This is a genomic window from Micromonospora sp. NPDC047707 (assembly GCF_040704235.1).
In the GTDB taxonomy this organism is placed as follows: domain Bacteria; phylum Actinomycetota; class Actinomycetes; order Mycobacteriales; family Micromonosporaceae; genus Micromonospora.
Genome location: NZ_JBEYSU010000024.1, coordinates 1 through 18401, shown reverse-complemented (window position 1 = coordinate 18401; position 18401 = coordinate 1). Strand labels below are relative to the sequence as shown.

Sequence of the window (18401 nt, the reverse complement as noted above, 5' to 3'; positions counted from 1 at the left end):
GGGGTTCACCGGCCGGTCCGGGCAGCCCGCACCAGCCGGGCACGAACCGGACACGGCGGCGCCCCGGTCCCCAGCCCTGGGCGGGCCGGAGCCGGGGCGCCCGGCGAGGTCAGCGGGCTGCGAGGGGCTGCGCGGCCGGCGCCACCGGAGCGGGCAGCGACCCCGCGCCGCCCAGGTACGCGTGGATGGCCGACGCCGCCGCCCGGCCCTCCGCGATCGCCCACACGATCAGCGAGGCGCCACGGTGCATGTCGCCCGCGACGAACACCCCGTCGACGTCGGTCTGCCAGTCCGGGCGGGCGTCCACCGCGCCGCGCGTGTTGCGGGTCACCCCGAGCTGGTCGAGCAGCGGCTGCTCCTCGGTCCCCTCGAAGCCGATCGCCAGCAGCACCAGGTCGGCGGGCAGCTCCCGCTCGGAGCCGGGCAGCGCGGTGACGATGCGCCGGCCGGCACGCTTCTCCACGGTCACCTCCGCGATGCGGACCGCCCGCACCGCGCCGGTGCCGTCGTCGACGAACTCCTGCACGGCCACCGCGAAGACGCGCTCGCCGCCCTCCTCGTGGGCCGGGTACTCGCGCAGGATCCACGGCCACGTCGGCCACGGGTCGCGCTCCTCGTCCCGGGAGCGGGGCGGCACGGGGTAGAGGTCGAGCTGGTGCACGCCGGCCGCGCCCTGCCGGTGTGCGACACCCAGGCAGTCGGCCGCCGTGTCGCCACCGCCGATGATCACGACGTGCCTGGCCGCCGCGTCGATCGGGGTGCCGTCGGGCAGCACCGCGAGCGCCGGGTTGCCCTCCCCGGCGGCGGCGACCACCCGGTTGGCGGCGACCAGGTGGTCCATCGCCTGGTGGACGCCGCGCAGCGCCCGGCCCGGCGTCTCCGGGGTGTCCCGGCCGGCGAGCGCGCCGCAGGCGAGCAGCACCGCGTCGTGCTCGGCGCGCAACTGCTCCGCGGTCACGTCGACGCCGACGTTCACCCCGGTACGGAAGCGCACCCCCTCGGCGGCGAGCTGCGCCAGCCGCCGGTCGATGTGCTGCTTCTCCAGCTTGAAGTCGGGGATGCCGTACCGCAGCAGGCCGCCCAGGGCGTCGTCGCGCTCGTACACGGTGACGGCGTGACCGGCGCGGGCCAGTTGCTGTGCGGCGGCGAGCCCGGCGGGGCCGGAGCCGACCACCGCGACGGACCTCCCGGTCGGCGCCGGCACCGGCCGGGGGCGCAGCCCGCCGCGGGCCACGGCCGCGTCGGCGATCTCCACCTCGACCTGCTTGATGGTGACCGGCTGCTGCCCGCCAAGGCCCAGCACACAGGCCGCCTCGCAGGGCGCCGGGCAGAGCCGGCCGGTGAACTCCGGGAAGTTGTTGGTGGCGTGCAGCGACTCCACCGCGGCATCCCAGTTGCCGGTGCGGACCAGGTCGTTCCAGTCCGGGATGCGGTTGCCCAGCGGACAGCCGTCGTGGCAGAACGGGATGCCGCAGTCCATGCAGCGGGTGGCCTGCTCACGCACCAGCTCCTCGCCGGCCGGCGGGTACACCTCGCGCCAGTCCATGATCCGCACCGGCACCGGCCGGCGCGCGGGCAGCCGCCGGTCGTAGCGCAGGAAACCGTTCGGGTCAGGCACGAGCCACCTCCTGGACGGCCACCCGCGGGGCGGGCGGCAAGGACGCAGCGGAAGGCGCCGCCGGCGCCGCTGGGGCGGCTGTCGCCGCCAAGGCGCTCATCACCGCGTCGTCGACGTCGTGGCCGGCGGCTTCGGCGGCCCGCATGATCTCCAGCACCCGGCGGTAGTCCCGGGGCACCACGGCGGTGAACTCCTCCACCGCCTCCGGCCAGCGCTTGAGCACCTCCTCGGCGACCGCCGAGTCGGTTTCGGCGAAGTGCCGCTGCACCAGCTCGTGCAGCGCGGCCCGCTCCTCCTCGCGCAGCGGCGCCAGGTCGACCAGCTCGGTGTTCACCCGCCGCCGGTCCAGCCGCCACACGAAAGCCGTCCCGCCGGACATGCCGGCCGCGAAGTTGCGCCCGGTCGGGCCGAGCACCACCACGGTGCCACCGGTCATGTACTCACAGCCGTGGTCGCCGACGCCCTCGACGACGGCCACCGCGCCCGAGTTGCGCACCGCGAACCGCTCACCCACCCGGCCACGCAGGAAGACCTCGCCCGCGGTGGCCCCGTACAGGATCGTGTTACCGGCGATGATCTGGTCCTCGGCCCGCGCGCCCCCGGCGGCCTCGGCGGCCACGAACGGCGCGGCCTCGTCCGGCCGGACCACCAGCCGGCCGCCGGAGAGGCCCTTGCCGACGTAGTCGTTGGCGTCGCCGTGCAGCCGCAGGGTCACCCCGCGCGGCAGGAACGCGCCGAACGACTGCCCGGCGGTACCGCGCAGGTCGAACTCGATGGTGTCGGCGGGCAGGCCGGCGCCGCCGTGCCGGCGGACGACCTCACCGCCGAGCATCGCGCCGACGCTGCGGTGCTCGTTGCGGACCGGCACCTCGACCCGGACGCGGGTGACCGGTGCGGCGTCCCGCGCCTCGGCGCCGGCCGCCGCCCGGGACCCCCGCAGGGCGGGCTCGGCGAGCGCGATCAGCTCGTTGTCCAGCGCCAGCTCCAGGCCGTGGTCCTGGGCGCGGACGCCCCGCCGGGCGGTGCCCTCGGGCAGGTCCGGCAGGTGCAGCACCGGGGCGAGGTCGAGGCCCGAAGCCTTCCAGTGGTCGACCGCCGGGGTGACGTCGAGCAGCTCGGTCCGCCCGATCGCCTCGTCGATCGACCGCAGGCCCAGCTCGGCCAGGTACCCGCGGACCTCCTCGGCGAGGAAGAGGAAGAAATTCTCCACGAACTCCGGCTTGCCGGTGAACCGCTCGCGCAGCACCGGGTTCTGCGTCGCGATGCCGACCGGGCAGGTGTCCAGGTGGCAGACCCGCATCATCACGCAGCCCTCGACGATCAGCGGGGCGGTGGCGAAGCCGAACTCCTCCGCGCCGAGCAGCGCGGCGACCAGCACATCCCGGCCGGTCTTGAGCTGGCCGTCGACCTGCACGGTGACCCGGTCGCGGAGCTTGTTGAGCAGCAGCGTCTGCTGCGCCTCCGCCAGGCCCAGCTCCCACGGGGTGCCGGCGTGCTTCAGCGAATTCAGCGGGGACGCGCCGGTGCCGCCGTCGTGGCCGGAGATGAGGATGACGTCGGCCTTGAGCTTGGCCACGCCCGCCGCGACCGTGCCCACGCCGACCTCGCTGACCAGCTTGACGTGCACCCGCGCGGACGGGTTGACGCACTTCAGGTCGTGGACGAGCTGCGCCAGGTCCTCGATGGAGTAGATGTCGTGGTGCGGCGGCGGGGAGATCAGCCCGACACCGGGCGTGGCGTGGCGGGTCCGCGCGATCCACGGCCAGACCTTGTTGCCGGGCAGCTGGCCGCCCTCGCCGGGCTTGGCGCCCTGCGCCATCTTGATCTGGAGGTCGTCGGCGTTCACCAGGTACTCCGTCGTCACACCGAAGCGGCCGCTGGCGATCTGCTTGACCGACGAGCGGCGCTCGGGGTCGTACAGCCGCTCGACGTCCTCACCGCCCTCACCGGTGTTGGACCGGCCGCCGAGGCGGTTCATCGCGATCGCGAGGGTCTCGTGCGCCTCGGCCGAGATCGACCCGTACGACATGGCGCCGGTCGCGAACCGCTTGACGATCTCGCTGGCCGGCTCCACCTCCTCGATCGGCACCGGCGGGCGCACGCCGGCGCGCAACGTGAACAGGCCGCGCAGCGACCCCGCCTTCGCGGCCAGCTCGTCGACCTTCGCGGTGTACTTCCGGAAGACGTCGTACTGCCGGCTGCGGGTGGCGTGCTGAAGGAGGAAGACGGTCTCCGGGTTGAACAGGTGCAGCTCGCCCTCGCGGCGCCACTGGTACTCGCCGCCCACCTCCAACAGGTCGGTCGCCGCCGCGCCGGGCGCGGGCCAGGCGCGCGAGTGCCGGGCGGCCACCTCGGCGTGGATCTCACCCAGCCCGATGCCACCGATCTTGCTGGGGGTGCCCCGGAAGTAGCGCTCGACCAGGCGGGTGTCCAGCCCGACCGCCTCGAAGACCTGCGCCCCGCAGTACGAGGACACGGTGGAAATGCCCATCTTCGACATGATCTTCAGGACGCCCTTGCCGAGCGCCTTGACGTAGTTGCGGACCGCCGTGGCGGGTTCCACCCCGACCAGCGCGCCCGTGGAGATCATGTCCTCCACGGACTCGAAGGCCAGGTACGGGTTGACCGCCGCCGCGCCGTACCCGATCAGCACCGCCGCGTGGTGCACCTCCCGGCAGTCACCGGACTCGGCGATCAGCGCCACCTGCGTACGGGTCTGCTCGCGGACCAGGTGCTGGTGCACCGCCGCGGTGAGCAGCAGCGACGGGATCGGGGCCAGGTCGGCGTTGGAGTCCCGGTCGGACAGCACCAGGATGCGGACGCCGTCCTCGATCGCCTCGGAGACGTGCCGGCAGATCTCGGTCAGGCGGGCCTTGATGCCGGCGCCGCCCTCGCGCACCCGGTACAGCCCGGAGACCCGGACCGCCTTGAAGCCGGGCAGGTCGCCGTCCTCGTCGATGGAGAGGATCTTCGCCAGCTCGTCGTTGTCGACCACCGGGTACGGCAGCACGATCTGCCGGCAGCTCGCCGGGCCCGGGTCGAGCAGGTTGCCCTCCGGACCGATGGTGGACTGCAGGCTGGTCACCAGCTCCTCGCGGATCGCGTCCAGCGGCGGGTTGGTGACCTGGGCGAAGAGCTGGTGGAAGTAGTCGTAGAGCAGCCGCGGCCGGGTGGACAGCGGGGAGATCGGCGTGTCCGTGCCCATCGAGCCGATCGGCTCGGCGCCGGCGCGCGCCATCGGCGCGAGGAGGATCTTCAACTCCTCCTCGGTGTAGCCGAAGGCCTGCTGGCGGCGGCGGACCGAGTCGTGGGTGTAGACGATGTGCTCGCGGGCCGGCAGGTCGGTCAGCTCGATGAGGCCGGCGTGCAGCCAGTCGGCGTACGGCTGCGCCGCGGCCAGCTCCGCCTTGATCTCGTCGTCGTGCACGATCCGGCCGGCGACGGTGTCGACGAGGAACATCCTCCCCGGCTGGAGGCGCCCCTTGGCGACGACGGTGGCCGGGTCCAGGTCCAGCACGCCCGCCTCGCTGCCGAGCACGACGAGCCCGTCGGCGGTCTGCCACCAGCGGCCCGGGCGCAGGCCGTTGCGGTCCAGCACCGCCCCGACGACCTCGCCGTCGGTGAACGCCACCGACGCCGGCCCGTCCCACGGCTCCATGAGGCTCGCGTGGAACCGGTAGAACGCCCGCTTGTCGGCGGCCATATCCGGGTCGTTCTCCCAGGCCTCCGGGATCATCATCAGCACCGCGTGCGGCAGGCTCCGCCCGGCCAGGTGCAGCAGTTCGAGGACCTCGTCGAAGTTGGCCGAGTCGGAGGCGGCGGGCGTGCAGACCGGGAAGATCCGGCGGATGTTGCCCGGCAGGTTCGGGGTGCGCAGCAGCGCCTCCCGGGCCTGCATCCAGTTGCGGTTGCCCCGGATGGTGTTGATCTCGCCGTTGTGGGCGATGAAGCGGTACGGGTGCGCCAGCGGCCAGGACGGGAACGTGTTGGTCGAGAACCGGGAGTGCACCAGCGCGATCGCGCTCTCCACCCGCTCGTCGGTCAGCTCCGGGAAGAACGCGGGCAGCTGGTCCGGGGTGAGCATGCCCTTCCAGACCATCGTCCGGCCGGACAGGGACGGGAAGTACGCCGCCACACCGCGCTCGGCGGACTCCCGCTCGGCCTGCTTGCGGACGCAGAACGCCACCCGCTCCAGCTCGACGCCGCCGAGGCGGGACCCGGCCGGCCCGTCCGGCGAGTCGATCAGCCGGTGCGCGGCGAGGAAGAGCTGCCGGACCCGGGGCATCGCCGCGAGGGCCGTCTCACCCAGGCCGGACGGGTCGACCGGCACGTCCCGCCACCCGAGCACGTCGGCGCCCTCGACCAGCGCGTACTTCCCCACCACCCGGCGGGCGCGCGCCTCCGCCTCGTCGTCGTCGGGCAGGAAGACCAGGCCGGTCGCGTACTCGCCGGCGGGCGGCAGCGGGAAGTCCACCACCGCGCGCAGGAACGCGTCCGGCACCTGGATCATGATCCCGGCGCCGTCGCCCGTGTTCGGCTCCGCGCCACGGGCACCCCGGTGGTCCAGCCGGCAGAGCGCGCCGAGCCCGTTCGCCACGACCGCGTGCGACCGCCGGCCGTGCAGGTCCGCCACGAAGGCCACCCCGCAGGCGTCATGCTCGTGCGCGGGATCGTAGAGCCCGGCCGCCGGCGCGCCGGGGCCGAGGTGCGGGACCTGCTGCGGGCTGCTGTGCGGGTACGGAAAGGCCACCGGGCCTCCTGTCGTCACTCAGGTTGGATCTCGGTGGGGACGACGTCGGCCCTCAGGGGTCATTTGAGTCTACGTTAGGGGGGTCGGCGCAAGGCCAGTGCAGATTGATCACACCTTCCAGAGTCTGGGACGTGTAGTCTCGCGCGGTGGATCCCCTGCGCAAGGATACGGTCGACCGGCTGGAGCGTTTCTACGACGCGGTGCCGCGGGACTCCGCCCTCGCCGAGGAGCACGGCGCCCTGGTGCTGTTCGTCCGCGACGGTGCCGGCTGGCCGTTCTACGCCCGGCCCCGCCTCGACGTCCCCGGGCCACCCACCCTCGCCGACGTCGCGGCCGTCCGCGAACGCCAGCGGGAACTCGGGCTGCCGGAGTCCTTCGAGTGGGTCCACGAGGTCACGCCCGACCTGCTGGCCGTCGCCCGCTCGGCGGGCCTGTCCGTGCTCGAAGCGCCGCTGATGGTGCTCGACCCGGCCGCCCTGCCCGACCCGGCGACGCTCACCGACGTACCCGTGCGGCTGCTCGACCCGGCGGACCCGGACTTCGCGGCGGCGGTGGCCGCCCGCCGGGCCGTCGCCGCGGTCGGCTTCGCGGCACCCGGCACCGGCCGGGGTGCGGGTGGCCCCGCCGAGCGCGACGCCGCCCTCCCCGAACTCGACATGGCGGCGCTCGACGAGGAACGGGCCCGGGTCGCCGACGGCCGGCGGCTGTCCGCCCTGGCCGGCACCGCGCAGGAGGGCGCGCTGGCCAGCGGGATGGCGATGCGGGTGGGCGACGTCGCCGAGATCGCCGGCGTGGCCACCCTGCCGGCCGCCCGCCGTGGCGGCCTGGGCGCCGCCGTCACCGCCACCCTGGCCCGGGCGCTGCTCGCCGCCGGCACCGACGTGGTCTTCCTCTCCGCCGGCAGCGAGGAGATCGCCCGCGTCTACCTGCGGGTCGGTTTCCGCCGCATCGGCACCGCCTGCATCGCCGAACCCGCCCCCGTGGTCCCCTGACCGGAGCTACTGCGGCGGGCGCCACTCGGCCGCGCTCGCGGCGGCGCTGGCCAGCAGGCGCGGGCTGAGCGTGCCGAGGGCGGCGTCGCGGGCCCGCAGGGCGAGCCGCCCCCGGGCCTGGAGCACCGCCGACATGCGGCGGGTCTGCCGGATCACCGTCGCCGCGCGGGGCCGGCGCACCCGGTCGTACGCGACCACGGCGTCCGGCAGCCGCGACTCGCGCAGCAGCACGGCGAGCGTGGCGGCGTCCTCGAAGGCGAGGCAGGCACCCTGGCCGAGGTGCGGTGGCATGGCGTGGGCCGCGTCACCCAGCAGCACCGCTCCCCCCGGGCCGGCCGGGAAGCCGTACCCGCGGGGCAGCGGACGCAGCTCGCGGATCTCCTGCTGCACCAGGTCGGCGGGGTCGGTGGCGTCGAGCAGGTCGGCGATCGGCGCGGGCCAGCCCGCGTACCAGCGGCGCAGCAGGGCGAGCTGGGTCTCCGGCGGCTCCGGCCGGGGCGCACCGGCGGCGGTGGCCACCCAGTAGATCCCGCCGCGGCTGGACGCCCCGGAGGAGCCGCGCTCACCGAGCGACGCCGACACGAACCGGTAGCCGGCGCCCAGGACCTCGCCGGCGGGCAGGGCGTCGGCGGGCAGCCGGGGCGCCCGGTACCAGGGGATCACCGCCCGCCAGGCCGCGGAGCCGGAACTCACCACGGCCGCCTCGGGTGCGAGCTGCCGGCGGACGACGCTGTCGGTGCCGTCGGCGGCGACGACCAGGTCGGCCTCGATCGTGTGCCGCCCGTCACCGACCGACGGGCGGGCGCCGGACTCGGCGCGGACGGTGCGGACCGTCACGCCGGTCCGCAGCTCGACCCCGTCACCCAACCCGGCGATGAGCGCGTCGTGCAGGTCCTCCCGGTGCACCACGACCGGCATCCGGTCGGCCGGGGTGGGGCGGGGCTGCACCAGCCACTGGCCGTCCGGGCGGCGTACCCCGCCGTCGGGTAGCGGCGTGGCGATCGCGTCCAGCCCGGCGCCGAGGCCGAGGGCGTGCAGCGCGCGGACCCCGTTGGGCCAGAGCACCACGGCCGTGGGCTCCGGACGGATCCGGTCGGCCCGCTCGACCAGGGTGACGCGCCACCCCGAGCGGGCCAGCGCGCCGGCGACCGCGAGACCGCCGACGCCGGCTCCGACCACGACCGCGCTGCGCATGCGGCGCCCCCCGCTCAGCTGTCGCGGTCGGCGGGGCGGGCACCGGTGTCCGGCGCCCCGGCGTCCCCGGCGTCCGCGTCGCCGGTCGCCGCCTGGCGCGCCGGCTCCGGCGCCCGGTCAACCGCAGTGGCGTCGTCGGCGGCCGGGGCGTCGCCGTCGTCGGTGACCGCGGGCCCGTCCACCGCCTCGGGCGGCAGCTCGCCGGTCTCCCGCCAGCGGCGGAACTGCTGCTCGTCGACCACCCGGTACCCCTCCGGGGCCACCGGCCGGGCACCCGCCTCGCGGGCCGACAGGTCGACCTGGGACAGGTCCGACTCGGGGGCGGGCGTCGCCGCGGCGACGCCGACCGGGACCAGGTACTCCCGGGGACCGCGCACCCGCAGGAAGTAGATCAGCGCGGCGAGGAAGACCACCGCCGCGGTCCAGACGTTCAGGCGTACGCCGAAGAACGTGTTCGCCTCGTCGGTGCGCATCAGCTCGATCCAGAACCGGCCGGCCGTGTAGCCCATCACGTAGAGCGCGAACGCCCGGCCGCGGCCCAGCTTGAGCCGGCGGTCGAGGACCAGGACCAGGGCGGCGACGCCCAGGTTCCACAGCAGCTCGTAGGCGAAGGTGGGGTGGTAGAGGCCCTCCTCGAGGATGGGCCGGCCGGCGTCGTCGCGCAGCGCCTGACCCGGGTTGTCCGGGTCCATCCGGTGGATCTCCAGGCCCCAGGGCAGGCTGGTGCGGCCCCCGTACAGCTCGTTGTTGAACCAGTTGCCGAGCCGGCCGATCGCCTGCGCCAGCGGCAGCCCCGGTGCGACGGCGTCGGCCACCACCGCGAACGGGATGCCGAGCTGCCGGGCGGCGATCCACGCGCCGACCGCACCGCCGGCGACGGCGCCCCAGATGCCGAGACCGCCCTCCCAGACGGCGAACGCCTTCAGCGGGTCGCCGCCGGTGCCGAAGTACTTCTCCGGTGAGGTGACCACGTGGTAGATCCGGGCACCGATGATGCCGGTCGGCACCGCCCACACCGCGATGTCGAGCACCGCGCCGGGCGCGACGCCGCGCTGGCGCAGCCGCCGCTCGGCGACCCAGCAGGCCACCACGATGCCGACGATGATGCAGAGCGCGTACGCCCGGATCGGCACCGGGCCCACCTGCCACACGGCGGTGGTCGGGCTGGGCAGGGCCGCCAGGGGTGTCTGCGAGGCGAGGGTCACGGATGCACAGGCTACCGCCGATCGGCCCTTCCGTGGCACCCCGGTCCGCCGGCCCGCTCACCGCTCCATGACTTCCGGCGGTCACCGCCGTAGGCTCGGGTGCCATGAGCGCGCTCACCTGGGCCGTCGCCGCCGTCGTCACCGACAGCGCCGGTAGGGTGCTGCTGTGCCGGCAGGGCCGGGGCGAACGCCGGTACGCGCTGCCCGGCGGGCGCCTGCGCCCCGGCGAGAGCCCGGTCCGGGCGGTGCACCGGGACATCCGGGCCGAGACCGGCTGGGACGTCGACGTGGTCGACCTCGTCGGGCTCTACCACCTGGCCGAGCCGGGCACGCCGCCGGCGGGCCGGGGCGGCCCGCTGCCCGACGTGCTGGTGCACGTCTTCCGTGCCCGCGTGGTCGGTTCGGTTCCGGCGGGCACCCCGACCGGCGGCTGCCGCCTCTCCTGGCACGACCCGGCCGCGCTGCCCGAGGTGCTGACCCCGACCACCCGGGCCGCCCTGACCGACGCCCTGTCGGGCCGCAGCGGCGTCGTCCGCGACTTTCCCCCGCCGCCCGCTCCTCCGGCCCCGCGGAGCGTCCCCCCGACGACCCCCGCGACCCGCCCCTGACGATCCGCGCCCGGGGCCGGAGCGGACGGGTCAGCGGGTGGGTGTGCGGACGCCTTCGGCGAGTTCGTTGCTCAGGGCACGCAGGGCGGTCAGGCCGGACGGCAGGTCCGGGGCGTCCAGGAGGCAGCGGATCAGAGCACTGCCCACGATGACGCCGTCGGCGTACCCGGCGACCGTGCAGGCCTGCGCCCCGGTGCCGACGCCGAGGCCGACACCCACCGGCAGGTCGGTGACCTCCCGGACCCGGGAGACCAGGATCGGCGCGGCCTCGGAGGTCTGCGCCCGCGCTCCGGTGACGCCCATGATCGCCGTGGCGTACACGAACCCGCGGCAGTGCTCGACGGTCATCCGCAGCCGGGCGTCGGTCGAGGACGGGGAGACCAGGAACGTCCGGTCCAGGCCGTACGCGTCGGAGGCGGCGAGCCACTCCTGTGCCTCGTCCGGGATGAGATCCGGTGTGATGAGGCCGGTGCCGCCGGCGGCGGCGAGGTCCCGGGCGAAGGTGTCCACGCCGTACTGCTCGACCGGGTTCCAGTAGGTCATCGTGACCACCGGGGCGCCCGCCGCGGCGACCGCCTCGACGATGCGCAGCGCGTCCGCGACCCGGACGCCGCCGGCCAGGGCGATGTCGCTCGCCTTCTGGATGACCGGCCCGTCCATCACCGGGTCGGAGTACGGGATCTCCATCTCGATGACGTCCACGCCGGCCTCGACCATCGCGGTCATCGCGGCGATGCTGCCCTCGACCGTCGGAAAGCCGGCGGGCATGCAGCCGACCAGCACCGCCCGGCCGTCGGCGCGGGCCTTGTCGAAGGCGACCCCGATCCGGCTCACAGTCTCACTCCTTGTCGAGGATGCCGAAGTACCCCCCGGCGGTGTGCACGTCCTTGTCGCCCCGGCCGGAGAGGTTGACCACGACGACCGGCTCGCGCCCGAGCTCGGCGGCGAGCTTCGGGGCGATCGCGACGGTGCCGGCGAGCGCGTGCGAGCTCTCGATCGCCGGGATGATCCCCTCGGTGCGGCAGAGCAGCTCGAACGCGGCCATCGCCTCGGCGTCGGTGACCGGCAGGTACGTCGCCCGGCCGGTGTCGTGCAGCCAGGCGTGCTCAGGGCCGACGCCCGGGTAGTCGAGGCCGGCCGAGATCGAGTGCGACTCGACGGTCTGGCCGTCGGCGTCCTGGAGGACGTACGTGCGGGTGCCGTGCAGCACCCCGGACGAGCCGCCGGTGATGCTGGCCGCGTGCCGCCCGGTCGCCACCCCGTCGCCGCCGGCCTCGAAGCCGTACAGACGCACGTCCGGGTCGTCGACGAAGGCGTGGAAGATGCCCAGCGCGTTGGAGCCGCCGCCGACGCAGGCGGTGACCGCGTCGGGCAGCGCGCCGGTGAGGTCGAGGCACTGCTGGCGGGCCTCGTCGCCGATGCCGCGGACGAAATCGCGCACCATGGCGGGGAACGGGTGCGGGCCGGCGGCGGTGCCGATCAGGTAGTGGGTGCTGTCGACGTTGGCGACCCAGTCGCGCATCGCCTCGTTCATCGCGTCCTTGAGCGTGCGCGACCCGGTGGTGACCGGCACGACGGTGGCGCCGAGCATCCGCATGCGGGCCACGTTGAGCGCCTGCCGTCGCGTGTCGACCTCGCCCATGTAGACCACGCACTCGAGGTCGAACAGGGCGGCGGCGGTGGCGGTGGCGACGCCGTGCTGCCCGGCGCCGGTCTCGGCGATGACCCGCTTCTTGCCCATCCGCCTGGTCAGCAGCGCCTGGCCGAGGACGTTGCGCACCTTGTGCGCGCCGGTGTGGTTGAGGTCCTCCCGCTTCAGCAGCACGCGGGCGCCGACCTTCGCGGAGAAGCGCCGGGCCTCGTAGAGCAGCGACGGGGTGCCGGCGTAGTCGCGCAGCAGGGCGCCGAACTCGGCCCGGAACGACTCGTCGGTCATCGCGGTGCGCCACGCCCCGTCCAGCTCGTCCAGCGCGGCCACCAGGGCCTCGGGGACGAACCGGCCGCCGAACCGGCCGAAGTGGCCGGTGCCGTCGGGGTACGAACCGGCCGGGGCGGCCAGCGCGTCGGCGCTCATCGCGGTTCCTCTCGCGTCTGGCCCGGCGCTCAGCGCACCGGGCGGGGCGTCGCCGGGTGGTTCCCGGCGTTGACCAGCTCGGCCACCGCCTCGCGGGGACTCTTCTGGGTGACCAGCCCCTCGCCCACCAGCACCGCGTCGGCGCCGGCCGAGGCGTACCGGATCAGGTCGTGCGGGCCCCGCACACCGGACTCGGCGATCTTGACGACCCGGCTGGGCAGGCCGGGCGCGATCCGCTCGAACACCGAGCGGTCGACCTCCAGGGTACGCAGGTCACGGGCGTTGACCCCGATGACCCGGGCCCCTGCCTCCAGCGCCCGGTCGGCCTCCTCCTCGTCGTGCACCTCGACCAGCGCGGTCATGCCGAGCGACTCGATCCGCTCGAGCAGGCCGACCAGCGCGTTCTGCTCGAGGGCGGCGACGATCAGCAGCACCAGGTCGGCGCCGTGGGCCCGGGCCTCGTGCACCTGGTAGCTGGAGACGACGAAGTCCTTGCGGAGGACCGGGATGTTCACCGCGGCGCGGACGGCGGCGAGGTCGTCCAGCGAGCCGCCGAACCAGCGGCCCTCGGTGAGGACGCTGATCGCCCGGGCCCCACCGGCCGCGTAGTCGCCGGCCAGGTCGGCCGGGTCGGCGATCTCGGCCAGCTTGCCCTTCGACGGCGAGGAGCGCTTGACCTCGGCGATCACCGCGACGCCCGGCTTGCGCAGGGCGGCGTACGCGTCCAGCGGCGGCGGGGCGGCGGCGGCCAGTTCCCGGATGCGCTCCAGCGGAACCTGCTCCTGCCGCCGGGCCACGTCCTCGCGCACACCGGCCAGGATCTCGTCGAGCACGCTTACGGACTTCGCCGCACCGGCGTCGTCCCCCTCCGCGTGCGCATGCTCAGCAGTCACCAACGGACTCCCCTCTCCGGGTGTCATGGGCCGATGCTAGGGGGACGCCACCCGGCGCGGACCGCCGGGGGTATGGCGCTCCTCACGAAACGGGCTGCGGCATAATGCCCGACTTCGGTGAACGACGGATCACGCACGGCCACCACGCCCCTCGACGGGGCGCCGCCGGGTGCCGGCCGCCCGCCCCTGACATCGACCCGATGCTATCGACGTGGCACCGCTTCCGCCCGGTGCGCGGGCGCGGCGACGACGCCCGTCGATGCTGTGAGCAAGCTCAAGGCCGTACGGCCCTTTCCCAGGTGAGAGCCGTCGATGGAGAGTTGACGCGCCGGTCACGAGCGCGAAACGCGAGCCGGCGAACATGTCCTTCGGGCAGACTCGATGAGGCGTCCGCCCGGGTCACACAGGCATCTCCGTACGGGGTTGAATCATGAGCACTACCGCACCGCACCAGCACATCGGCCTCACCACCATCTCCCGTACCGTCGCGTCGCTCGCCGTCGGCGTGGTGCACACCCTCGAACGCGCCGTGGTCGGGGAGGGACGCATGCGCACCGCCCGGGGCAACGCGTGGGAGGCGGTCTGCGCCGACCGGGCCCGCGCCGACCAGCGTGCCGAACTGGACCGCCTGGTGGCCGAGCTGGCGGCGGCCCGTTCCGCGGCCCGCGAGCGGCAGCGGGTGGGTTAGCCGGCGCGGGCTCAGTCCCGCGTCGGGTCCTCGCCCCGGTCCAGCGCGTCCCACGCCTCGGTGGTGCGCCGGCCGGTCACCGGGCCCGGCTCCGGCCGCGCGGCGCTCACCGTCCGGGCCCGCCGCTCGTACCGGGCGCCCATCGCGGGCCACCGCCGTGCCCGCAGCGCCGTCAGCAGGCCGCCCGCCGCGGTGAGGACCCCGCCGACCAGGCAGAGCAGCGGCCACTGCCGGCTGACGTCACCGGCGAACCCGGCGACCAGCCCGTAGCCGCCGCCCGCCGCCACCGCGACCCCCAGCCCGGTCAGCAGGCCGCCGAGGAGCCGCCGCAACCCCCCCCGGGTGGCGAGCACCGCGCCCCCGCCGGCCAGCGCGACCAGGGCCAGCGCCGGCAGCCAGGGCAGCAGGTCGGCGCCGGTGCGCCCGGCGCGCACCGGCGGCAGCGGGGCGGGACGGGGGGTCAGTTCCACCGCCCAGGTACGGGTCGCCGCCCACGCCGCGAGGCCCGCGCCGGCCACGCAGAGCAGCACCGCGTACGTCAGCTCGCGCCGGCCCGCCGCACGGGGTGCGCCGGTGTCGGCGGCGCTCACCGGGCCGGCCTTCCGTCCGCGACGGCGCGGCTCCGCCGGGCCGCGCGCCCCGTCCTCACCGGGCGGCCCGCAGGGTCTCGGCGGCGGCGATCGCGGCGAGTACGGCGGCCGCCTTGTTCCGCGTCTCCTGCTCCTCGGCGGCCGGGTCGGAGTCGGCGACCACTCCCGCGCCGGCCTGCACGTACGCGCGCCCGTCGCGGATCAGCGCGGTGCGGATCGCGATCGCCATGTCGAGGTCGCCGCCGAAGCCGAAGTAGCCCACCGTGCCGCCGTACAGCCCACGCCGTACCGGCTCCAGCTCCTCGATGATCTCCATCGCCCGCACCTTGGGCGCGCCGGAGAGCGTGCCGGCCGGGAAGGTCGCGGCGAGGGCGTCGAAGGCGGTGCGGTCGTCGCGGAGGGTGCCGACGACGGTGGAGACGATGTGCATGACGTGGCTGTACCGCTCGATGGTGGCGAACTCGGGCACCTCCACCGTGCCGGGCCGGCAGACCCGGCCCAGGTCGTTGCGGCCCAGGTCGACCAGCATCACGTGCTCGGCCCGCTCCTTCGGATCGGTGAGCAGTTCGGCGGCGAGGCGGGCGTCGGCCTCGGGGCTGCCGCCGCGCGGCCGGGTGCCGGCGATGGGGTGCAGCAGGGCCCGCCGCTGCCCCTCGGCGTCGGTGGTGACCTTGAGGTGGGCCTCCGGTGACGATCCGACGATGTCGAAGCCGTCGAAGCGCAGCAGGTACATGTACGGGCTGGGGTTGGTGGTGCGCAGCACCCGGTACACGTCGAGCGGGTCGGCGTGGGTCGGCCGTTCGAAGCGCTGGGCGAGGACGATCTGGAAGCACTCGCCGGCCCGGATCGCCTCCTTGGCCGCCTCCACCGCCTTCGGGTAACCCCCCTCGGGCGTACGGCAGAGCACGTCGCCGGCGGGCGCCCGGTCGACGGTCGAGATCATCGGCGGGATCGGCCGCGACAGCGCGGTGGTCATCGCGTCCAGCCGGCCGACGGCGTGGTGGTACGCCGCGGCGACGGCGGCCTCCCGGTCCGGTTCGTCGGGTGGCGGCAGGATCGCGTTGGCCACCAGGATCGCCGAGCCGTCGTAGTGGTCGAGCACCACCAGGTCGGTGGCGAGCAGCATCCCCAGCTCGGGCACGCCGAGGTCGTCCTCGGTGAGGGCGGGCAGCCGCTCGAAGCGCCGGACCAGGTCGTAGCCGAGGTAGCCGACCATGCCGCCGGTCAGCGGCGGGAGCCCGGCGTCGGCGGCCGGACCGGCCAGGGCCGCCACGGTCTCGCGGAGCACCGCGACCGGGTCGCCGGTGGTGGGCAGTCCCGCGGGCGGCCGGCCCGCCCACACCGCGGCGCCGTCGCGCTCGGTCAGCGTGGCGACGCTGCGGACGCCGATGAACGAGTACCGCGACCAGGCCAGCCCCGCCGAGCCGACGCCCTGCTCGGCGGACTCCAGCAGGAAGGTGCCCGGGCCGCCGGCCAGCTTGCGGTAGACGCCGACCGGGGTCTCGGCGTCGGCGAGCAGCCGCCGGGTGACCGGGACGACCCGCCAGCGCGCGGCCAGCTCGGCGAAGGTCGCCGCGTCGGGGCTCACCGTGCCGTCGGTCATGCCCGGACCCGCCCGTCGTCCCCGGGGCCCGCGACGCCGGTGACCGGCAGGTCGGTGTGGAAGCACGTGCGCTGCCCGGTGTGGCACGCCGGGCCGACCTGGTCGACGCTGACCAGCAGGGCGTCGCCGTCGCAGTCGAGGGCGACCGAGCGGACGTACTGGTGGTGGCCGGAGGTGGCGCCCTTCACCCAGTACTCGTTGCGGCTGCGGGACCAGTACGTGGCCCGCCCGGTGGTCAGCGTGCGGTGCAACGCCTCGTCGTCCATCCAGGCCACCATCAGCACCTCGCCGGAGTCGTGCTGGCGGACCACGGCGGCCACCAGGCCGTCCGGCGTGCGCCGCAGCCGCGCGGCGACGGCCGGGTCCAGGCGGGAGGGCCGGGCCGGGCCGCCGGCCGGGTCCGGGCTGCGTTCGGCGCCGGTCACCGGCGCGTCAGGTACGGGCACAGTCACCCATTCTCCCGTACGCGCCACGGACACCGTCGGGGGCTCCCGGCGCGGCGGGAGACGCGCAAAGCACGACCGCGGCAGCCCCTTGCCAGCGGGACAGAATCTCACCTAGCGTTGAGTTCAACGGTTGATGAGTTTTTGCGGAGGTGGGCCATGGAGGACGCGATCGCCGTCCGGGACCTGGTCGTGGACCGGGGCGGGCGGCGGGTGCTGCACGGCATCGACGCGACCGTGCCGCGCGGCGCGGTGACCGGTCTGCTCGGCCCGAGCGGCAGCGGCAAGACCACGCTCATGCGGGCCGTCGTCGGGGTGCAGGTCGTCACGTCCGGCTCGGTGACCGTGCTGGGGCGTCCCGCCGGCGTTCCCGAGCTGCGCCGCCGGGTGGGTTACCTCACCCAGGCGCCGAGCGTGTACGCGGACCTGACCGTCCGGGAGAACGCCCGCTACTTCGCGGCGCTGCACGGGCGCGGGGCCGCCGACGCCGACCGGGCGGTGGCCGACGTCGGGCTGAGCGGGGCGGCCACCCAGCTCGTCGGCACCCTCTCCGGCGGCCAGCGCAGCCGGGCCTCGCTGGCCTGCGCGCTGGTGGGCGAGCCCGAGCTGCTCGTGCTCGACGAGCCGACCGTCGGGCAGGACCCGGTCCTGCGGGCCGAGCTGTGGGCCCGGTTCCACGCGATGGCGGCCGCCGGCACCACCCTGCTGGTCTCCAGCCACGTCATGGACGAGGCGGCCCGGTGCGACCGGCTGCTGCTGATCCGCGAAGGGGGGCTCATCGCCGACGACACCCCGGACGCCGTCCGCAGGGCGACCGGCGTCGACGACCTGGAGGAGGCGTTCCTCCGGATGATCCGGGCGAGCGAGGCCGGCACGAGCGAGGCCGGCACGGCCGGGCGGGAGGCGTCGTGAACCCCCGGATCCTCGCGGCCACCACCGGCCGCATCCTGCGCCAGCTGCGCCACGACCGACGTACGGTGGCGCTCCTGCTGATCGTGCCGGCGGTGCTGCTCGCGCTGGTCTACTACATGTTCGTCGACCAGCCGACGCCGCCGGGGCAGCCGTCCGCCTTCGACCGGATCGCGCTGGTGATGCTCGGGTTCTTCCCCTTCATCATCATGTTCCTGGTGACCAGCATCGCGATGCTGCGCGAGCGCACCACCGGCACGCTGGAGCGCCTGCTCACCACCCCGCTGGGCAAGCTCGACCTGCTCTTCGGGTACGGCATCGCGTTCGGCCTGGCCGGCGTCGTGCAGGCGACGGTGGCGTCGGCCGTCGCGTACTGGCTGTTCGACCTCGACACCGCCGGCAGCAGCGGCCTCGTCATCCTCGTCGCGGCCGTCAACGCGGTGCTCGCCGTCGCGCTCGGCCTGTTCTGCAGCGCCTTCGCCCGCACCGAGTTCCAGGCCGTACAGTTCATGCCGGTCGTGGTCGCCCCGCAGCTGCTGCTCTGCGGGCTCTTCGTGCCCCGGGACGAGATGGCCGGCTGGCTCCAGGCGGTCAGCGACGCGCTGCCCCTGTCGTACGCGGTCGAGGCGTTGCAGGAGGTCGGCGCGCACGCCGAACCGACCGGCACGATGTGGCGGGACCTGGCGATCCTCGGCGGCGCCGCCGTCCTGGCGCTGGTACTCGCCGCGGCCACCCTGGGGCGGCGCAGCGGCTGAGCCGGCGGGTCGCCAACAACTCGCGGTACGGCCTGGCCGGCGCCGTCTGGTCCGGCGACGAGGAGCGGGCCCTCGCGGT

The 18401-nt window shown here is 75.1% G+C and carries 15 protein-coding genes; 5 read left to right on the top strand and 10 right to left on the bottom strand.

Annotated elements, in window-relative coordinates; genetic code table 11:
* Window positions 1-109 precede the first annotated feature (109 nt).
* Both AB0873_RS22635 and gltB read right to left on the bottom strand, forming a co-directional pair.
* A complete protein-coding gene (locus AB0873_RS22635; RefSeq protein WP_366601942.1) occupies window positions 110-1618 on the bottom strand; it encodes a glutamate synthase subunit beta in 1509 nt (502 codons plus the stop codon).
* Window positions 1611-6368: a glutamate synthase large subunit gene (gltB, locus tag AB0873_RS22630; RefSeq protein WP_366601940.1), complete on the bottom strand. Its 4758-nt coding sequence runs from the start codon at window positions 6366-6368 to the stop codon at window positions 1611-1613. The genes AB0873_RS22635 and gltB overlap by 8 nt, the downstream gene beginning before the upstream one ends.
* A 146-nt stretch (window positions 6369-6514) precedes the next feature.
* Here gltB and AB0873_RS22625 point away from each other — a divergent pair, with 146 nt between their 5' ends.
* Window positions 6515-7360, top strand: a complete 846-nt coding sequence (locus tag AB0873_RS22625) for a GNAT family N-acetyltransferase (RefSeq protein ID WP_366601938.1) — start codon at window positions 6515-6517, stop codon at window positions 7358-7360.
* Between the two features lie 6 nt (window positions 7361-7366).
* Here AB0873_RS22625 and AB0873_RS22620 read toward each other — a convergent pair whose 3' ends face one another.
* Window positions 7367-8554, bottom strand: coding sequence for an NAD(P)/FAD-dependent oxidoreductase (locus tag AB0873_RS22620; protein WP_155331164.1), 1188 nt, complete (start codon window positions 8552-8554; stop codon window positions 7367-7369).
* Between the two features lie 14 nt (window positions 8555-8568).
* Window positions 8569-9759 carry a prolipoprotein diacylglyceryl transferase gene (lgt, locus tag AB0873_RS22615; RefSeq protein ID WP_366601936.1) on the bottom strand — a complete coding sequence of 397 codons (1191 nt, stop codon included), beginning with the start codon at window positions 9757-9759 and terminating at the stop codon, window positions 8569-8571.
* 104 nt (window positions 9760-9863) lie between these two features.
* Here lgt and AB0873_RS22610 point away from each other — a divergent pair, with 104 nt between their 5' ends.
* Window positions 9864-10367 carry an NUDIX domain-containing protein gene (locus AB0873_RS22610; RefSeq protein ID WP_366601934.1) on the top strand — a complete coding sequence of 168 codons (504 nt, stop codon included), beginning with the start codon at window positions 9864-9866 and terminating at the stop codon, window positions 10365-10367.
* A gap of 30 nt (window positions 10368-10397) precedes the next feature.
* Here AB0873_RS22610 and trpA read toward each other — a convergent pair whose 3' ends face one another.
* Genes trpA through trpC form a run of 3 tightly spaced genes read right to left on the bottom strand, consistent with a single transcriptional unit; the run spans window position 10398 to window position 13274 of the window.
* Window positions 10398-11201, bottom strand: coding sequence for a tryptophan synthase subunit alpha (gene trpA / locus AB0873_RS22605; RefSeq protein ID WP_366601932.1), 804 nt, complete (start codon window positions 11199-11201; stop codon window positions 10398-10400).
* 4 nt (window positions 11202-11205) lie between these two features.
* Window positions 11206-12441 (bottom strand): tryptophan synthase subunit beta, encoded by a 1236-nt coding sequence (trpB, locus tag AB0873_RS22600; RefSeq protein ID WP_366601931.1) that lies wholly within the window; start codon window positions 12439-12441, stop codon window positions 11206-11208.
* A gap of 29 nt (window positions 12442-12470) precedes the next feature.
* The gene (gene trpC, locus AB0873_RS22595) at window positions 12471-13274 is read right to left on the bottom strand and encodes an indole-3-glycerol phosphate synthase TrpC (RefSeq protein WP_366602024.1); all 804 of its coding nucleotides are present in this window, start codon (window positions 13272-13274) and stop codon (window positions 12471-12473) included.
* Between the two features lie 490 nt (window positions 13275-13764).
* On the opposite strand from trpC, the gene AB0873_RS22590 reads away from it, so the two are divergent.
* Window positions 13765-14022, top strand: a complete 258-nt coding sequence (locus AB0873_RS22590; RefSeq protein ID WP_155331158.1) for a hypothetical protein — start codon at window positions 13765-13767, stop codon at window positions 14020-14022.
* An 11-nt stretch (window positions 14023-14033) separates the two neighbouring features.
* Here the strand turns inward: AB0873_RS22590 and AB0873_RS22585 are convergent, their stop codons facing one another.
* From AB0873_RS22585 to hisI, 3 genes are read right to left on the bottom strand one after another with little or no spacing between them, the layout of a single operon-like run.
* Window positions 14034-14612: a Trp biosynthesis-associated membrane protein gene (locus AB0873_RS22585; RefSeq protein WP_366601929.1), complete on the bottom strand. Its 579-nt coding sequence runs from the start codon at window positions 14610-14612 to the stop codon at window positions 14034-14036.
* A gap of 55 nt (window positions 14613-14667) precedes the next feature.
* A complete protein-coding gene (locus tag AB0873_RS22580) occupies window positions 14668-16215 on the bottom strand; it encodes an anthranilate synthase component I (protein WP_366601927.1) in 1548 nt (515 codons plus the stop codon).
* Window positions 16212-16661, bottom strand: a complete 450-nt coding sequence (gene hisI / locus AB0873_RS22575) for a phosphoribosyl-AMP cyclohydrolase (RefSeq protein ID WP_366601925.1) — start codon at window positions 16659-16661, stop codon at window positions 16212-16214. The genes AB0873_RS22580 and hisI overlap by 4 nt, the downstream gene beginning before the upstream one ends.
* A 156-nt stretch (window positions 16662-16817) precedes the next feature.
* On the opposite strand from hisI, the gene AB0873_RS22570 reads away from it, so the two are divergent.
* Together AB0873_RS22570 and AB0873_RS22565 are read left to right on the top strand one after the other, a co-directional pair.
* Window positions 16818-17570, top strand: coding sequence for an ABC transporter ATP-binding protein (locus AB0873_RS22570; protein WP_366601923.1), 753 nt, complete (start codon window positions 16818-16820; stop codon window positions 17568-17570).
* A complete protein-coding gene (locus AB0873_RS22565; RefSeq protein ID WP_366601921.1) occupies window positions 17567-18322 on the top strand; it encodes an ABC transporter permease in 756 nt (251 codons plus the stop codon). Before AB0873_RS22570 ends, AB0873_RS22565 begins: the two co-directional genes overlap by 4 nt.
* Window positions 18323-18401: the final 79 nt, after the last annotated feature.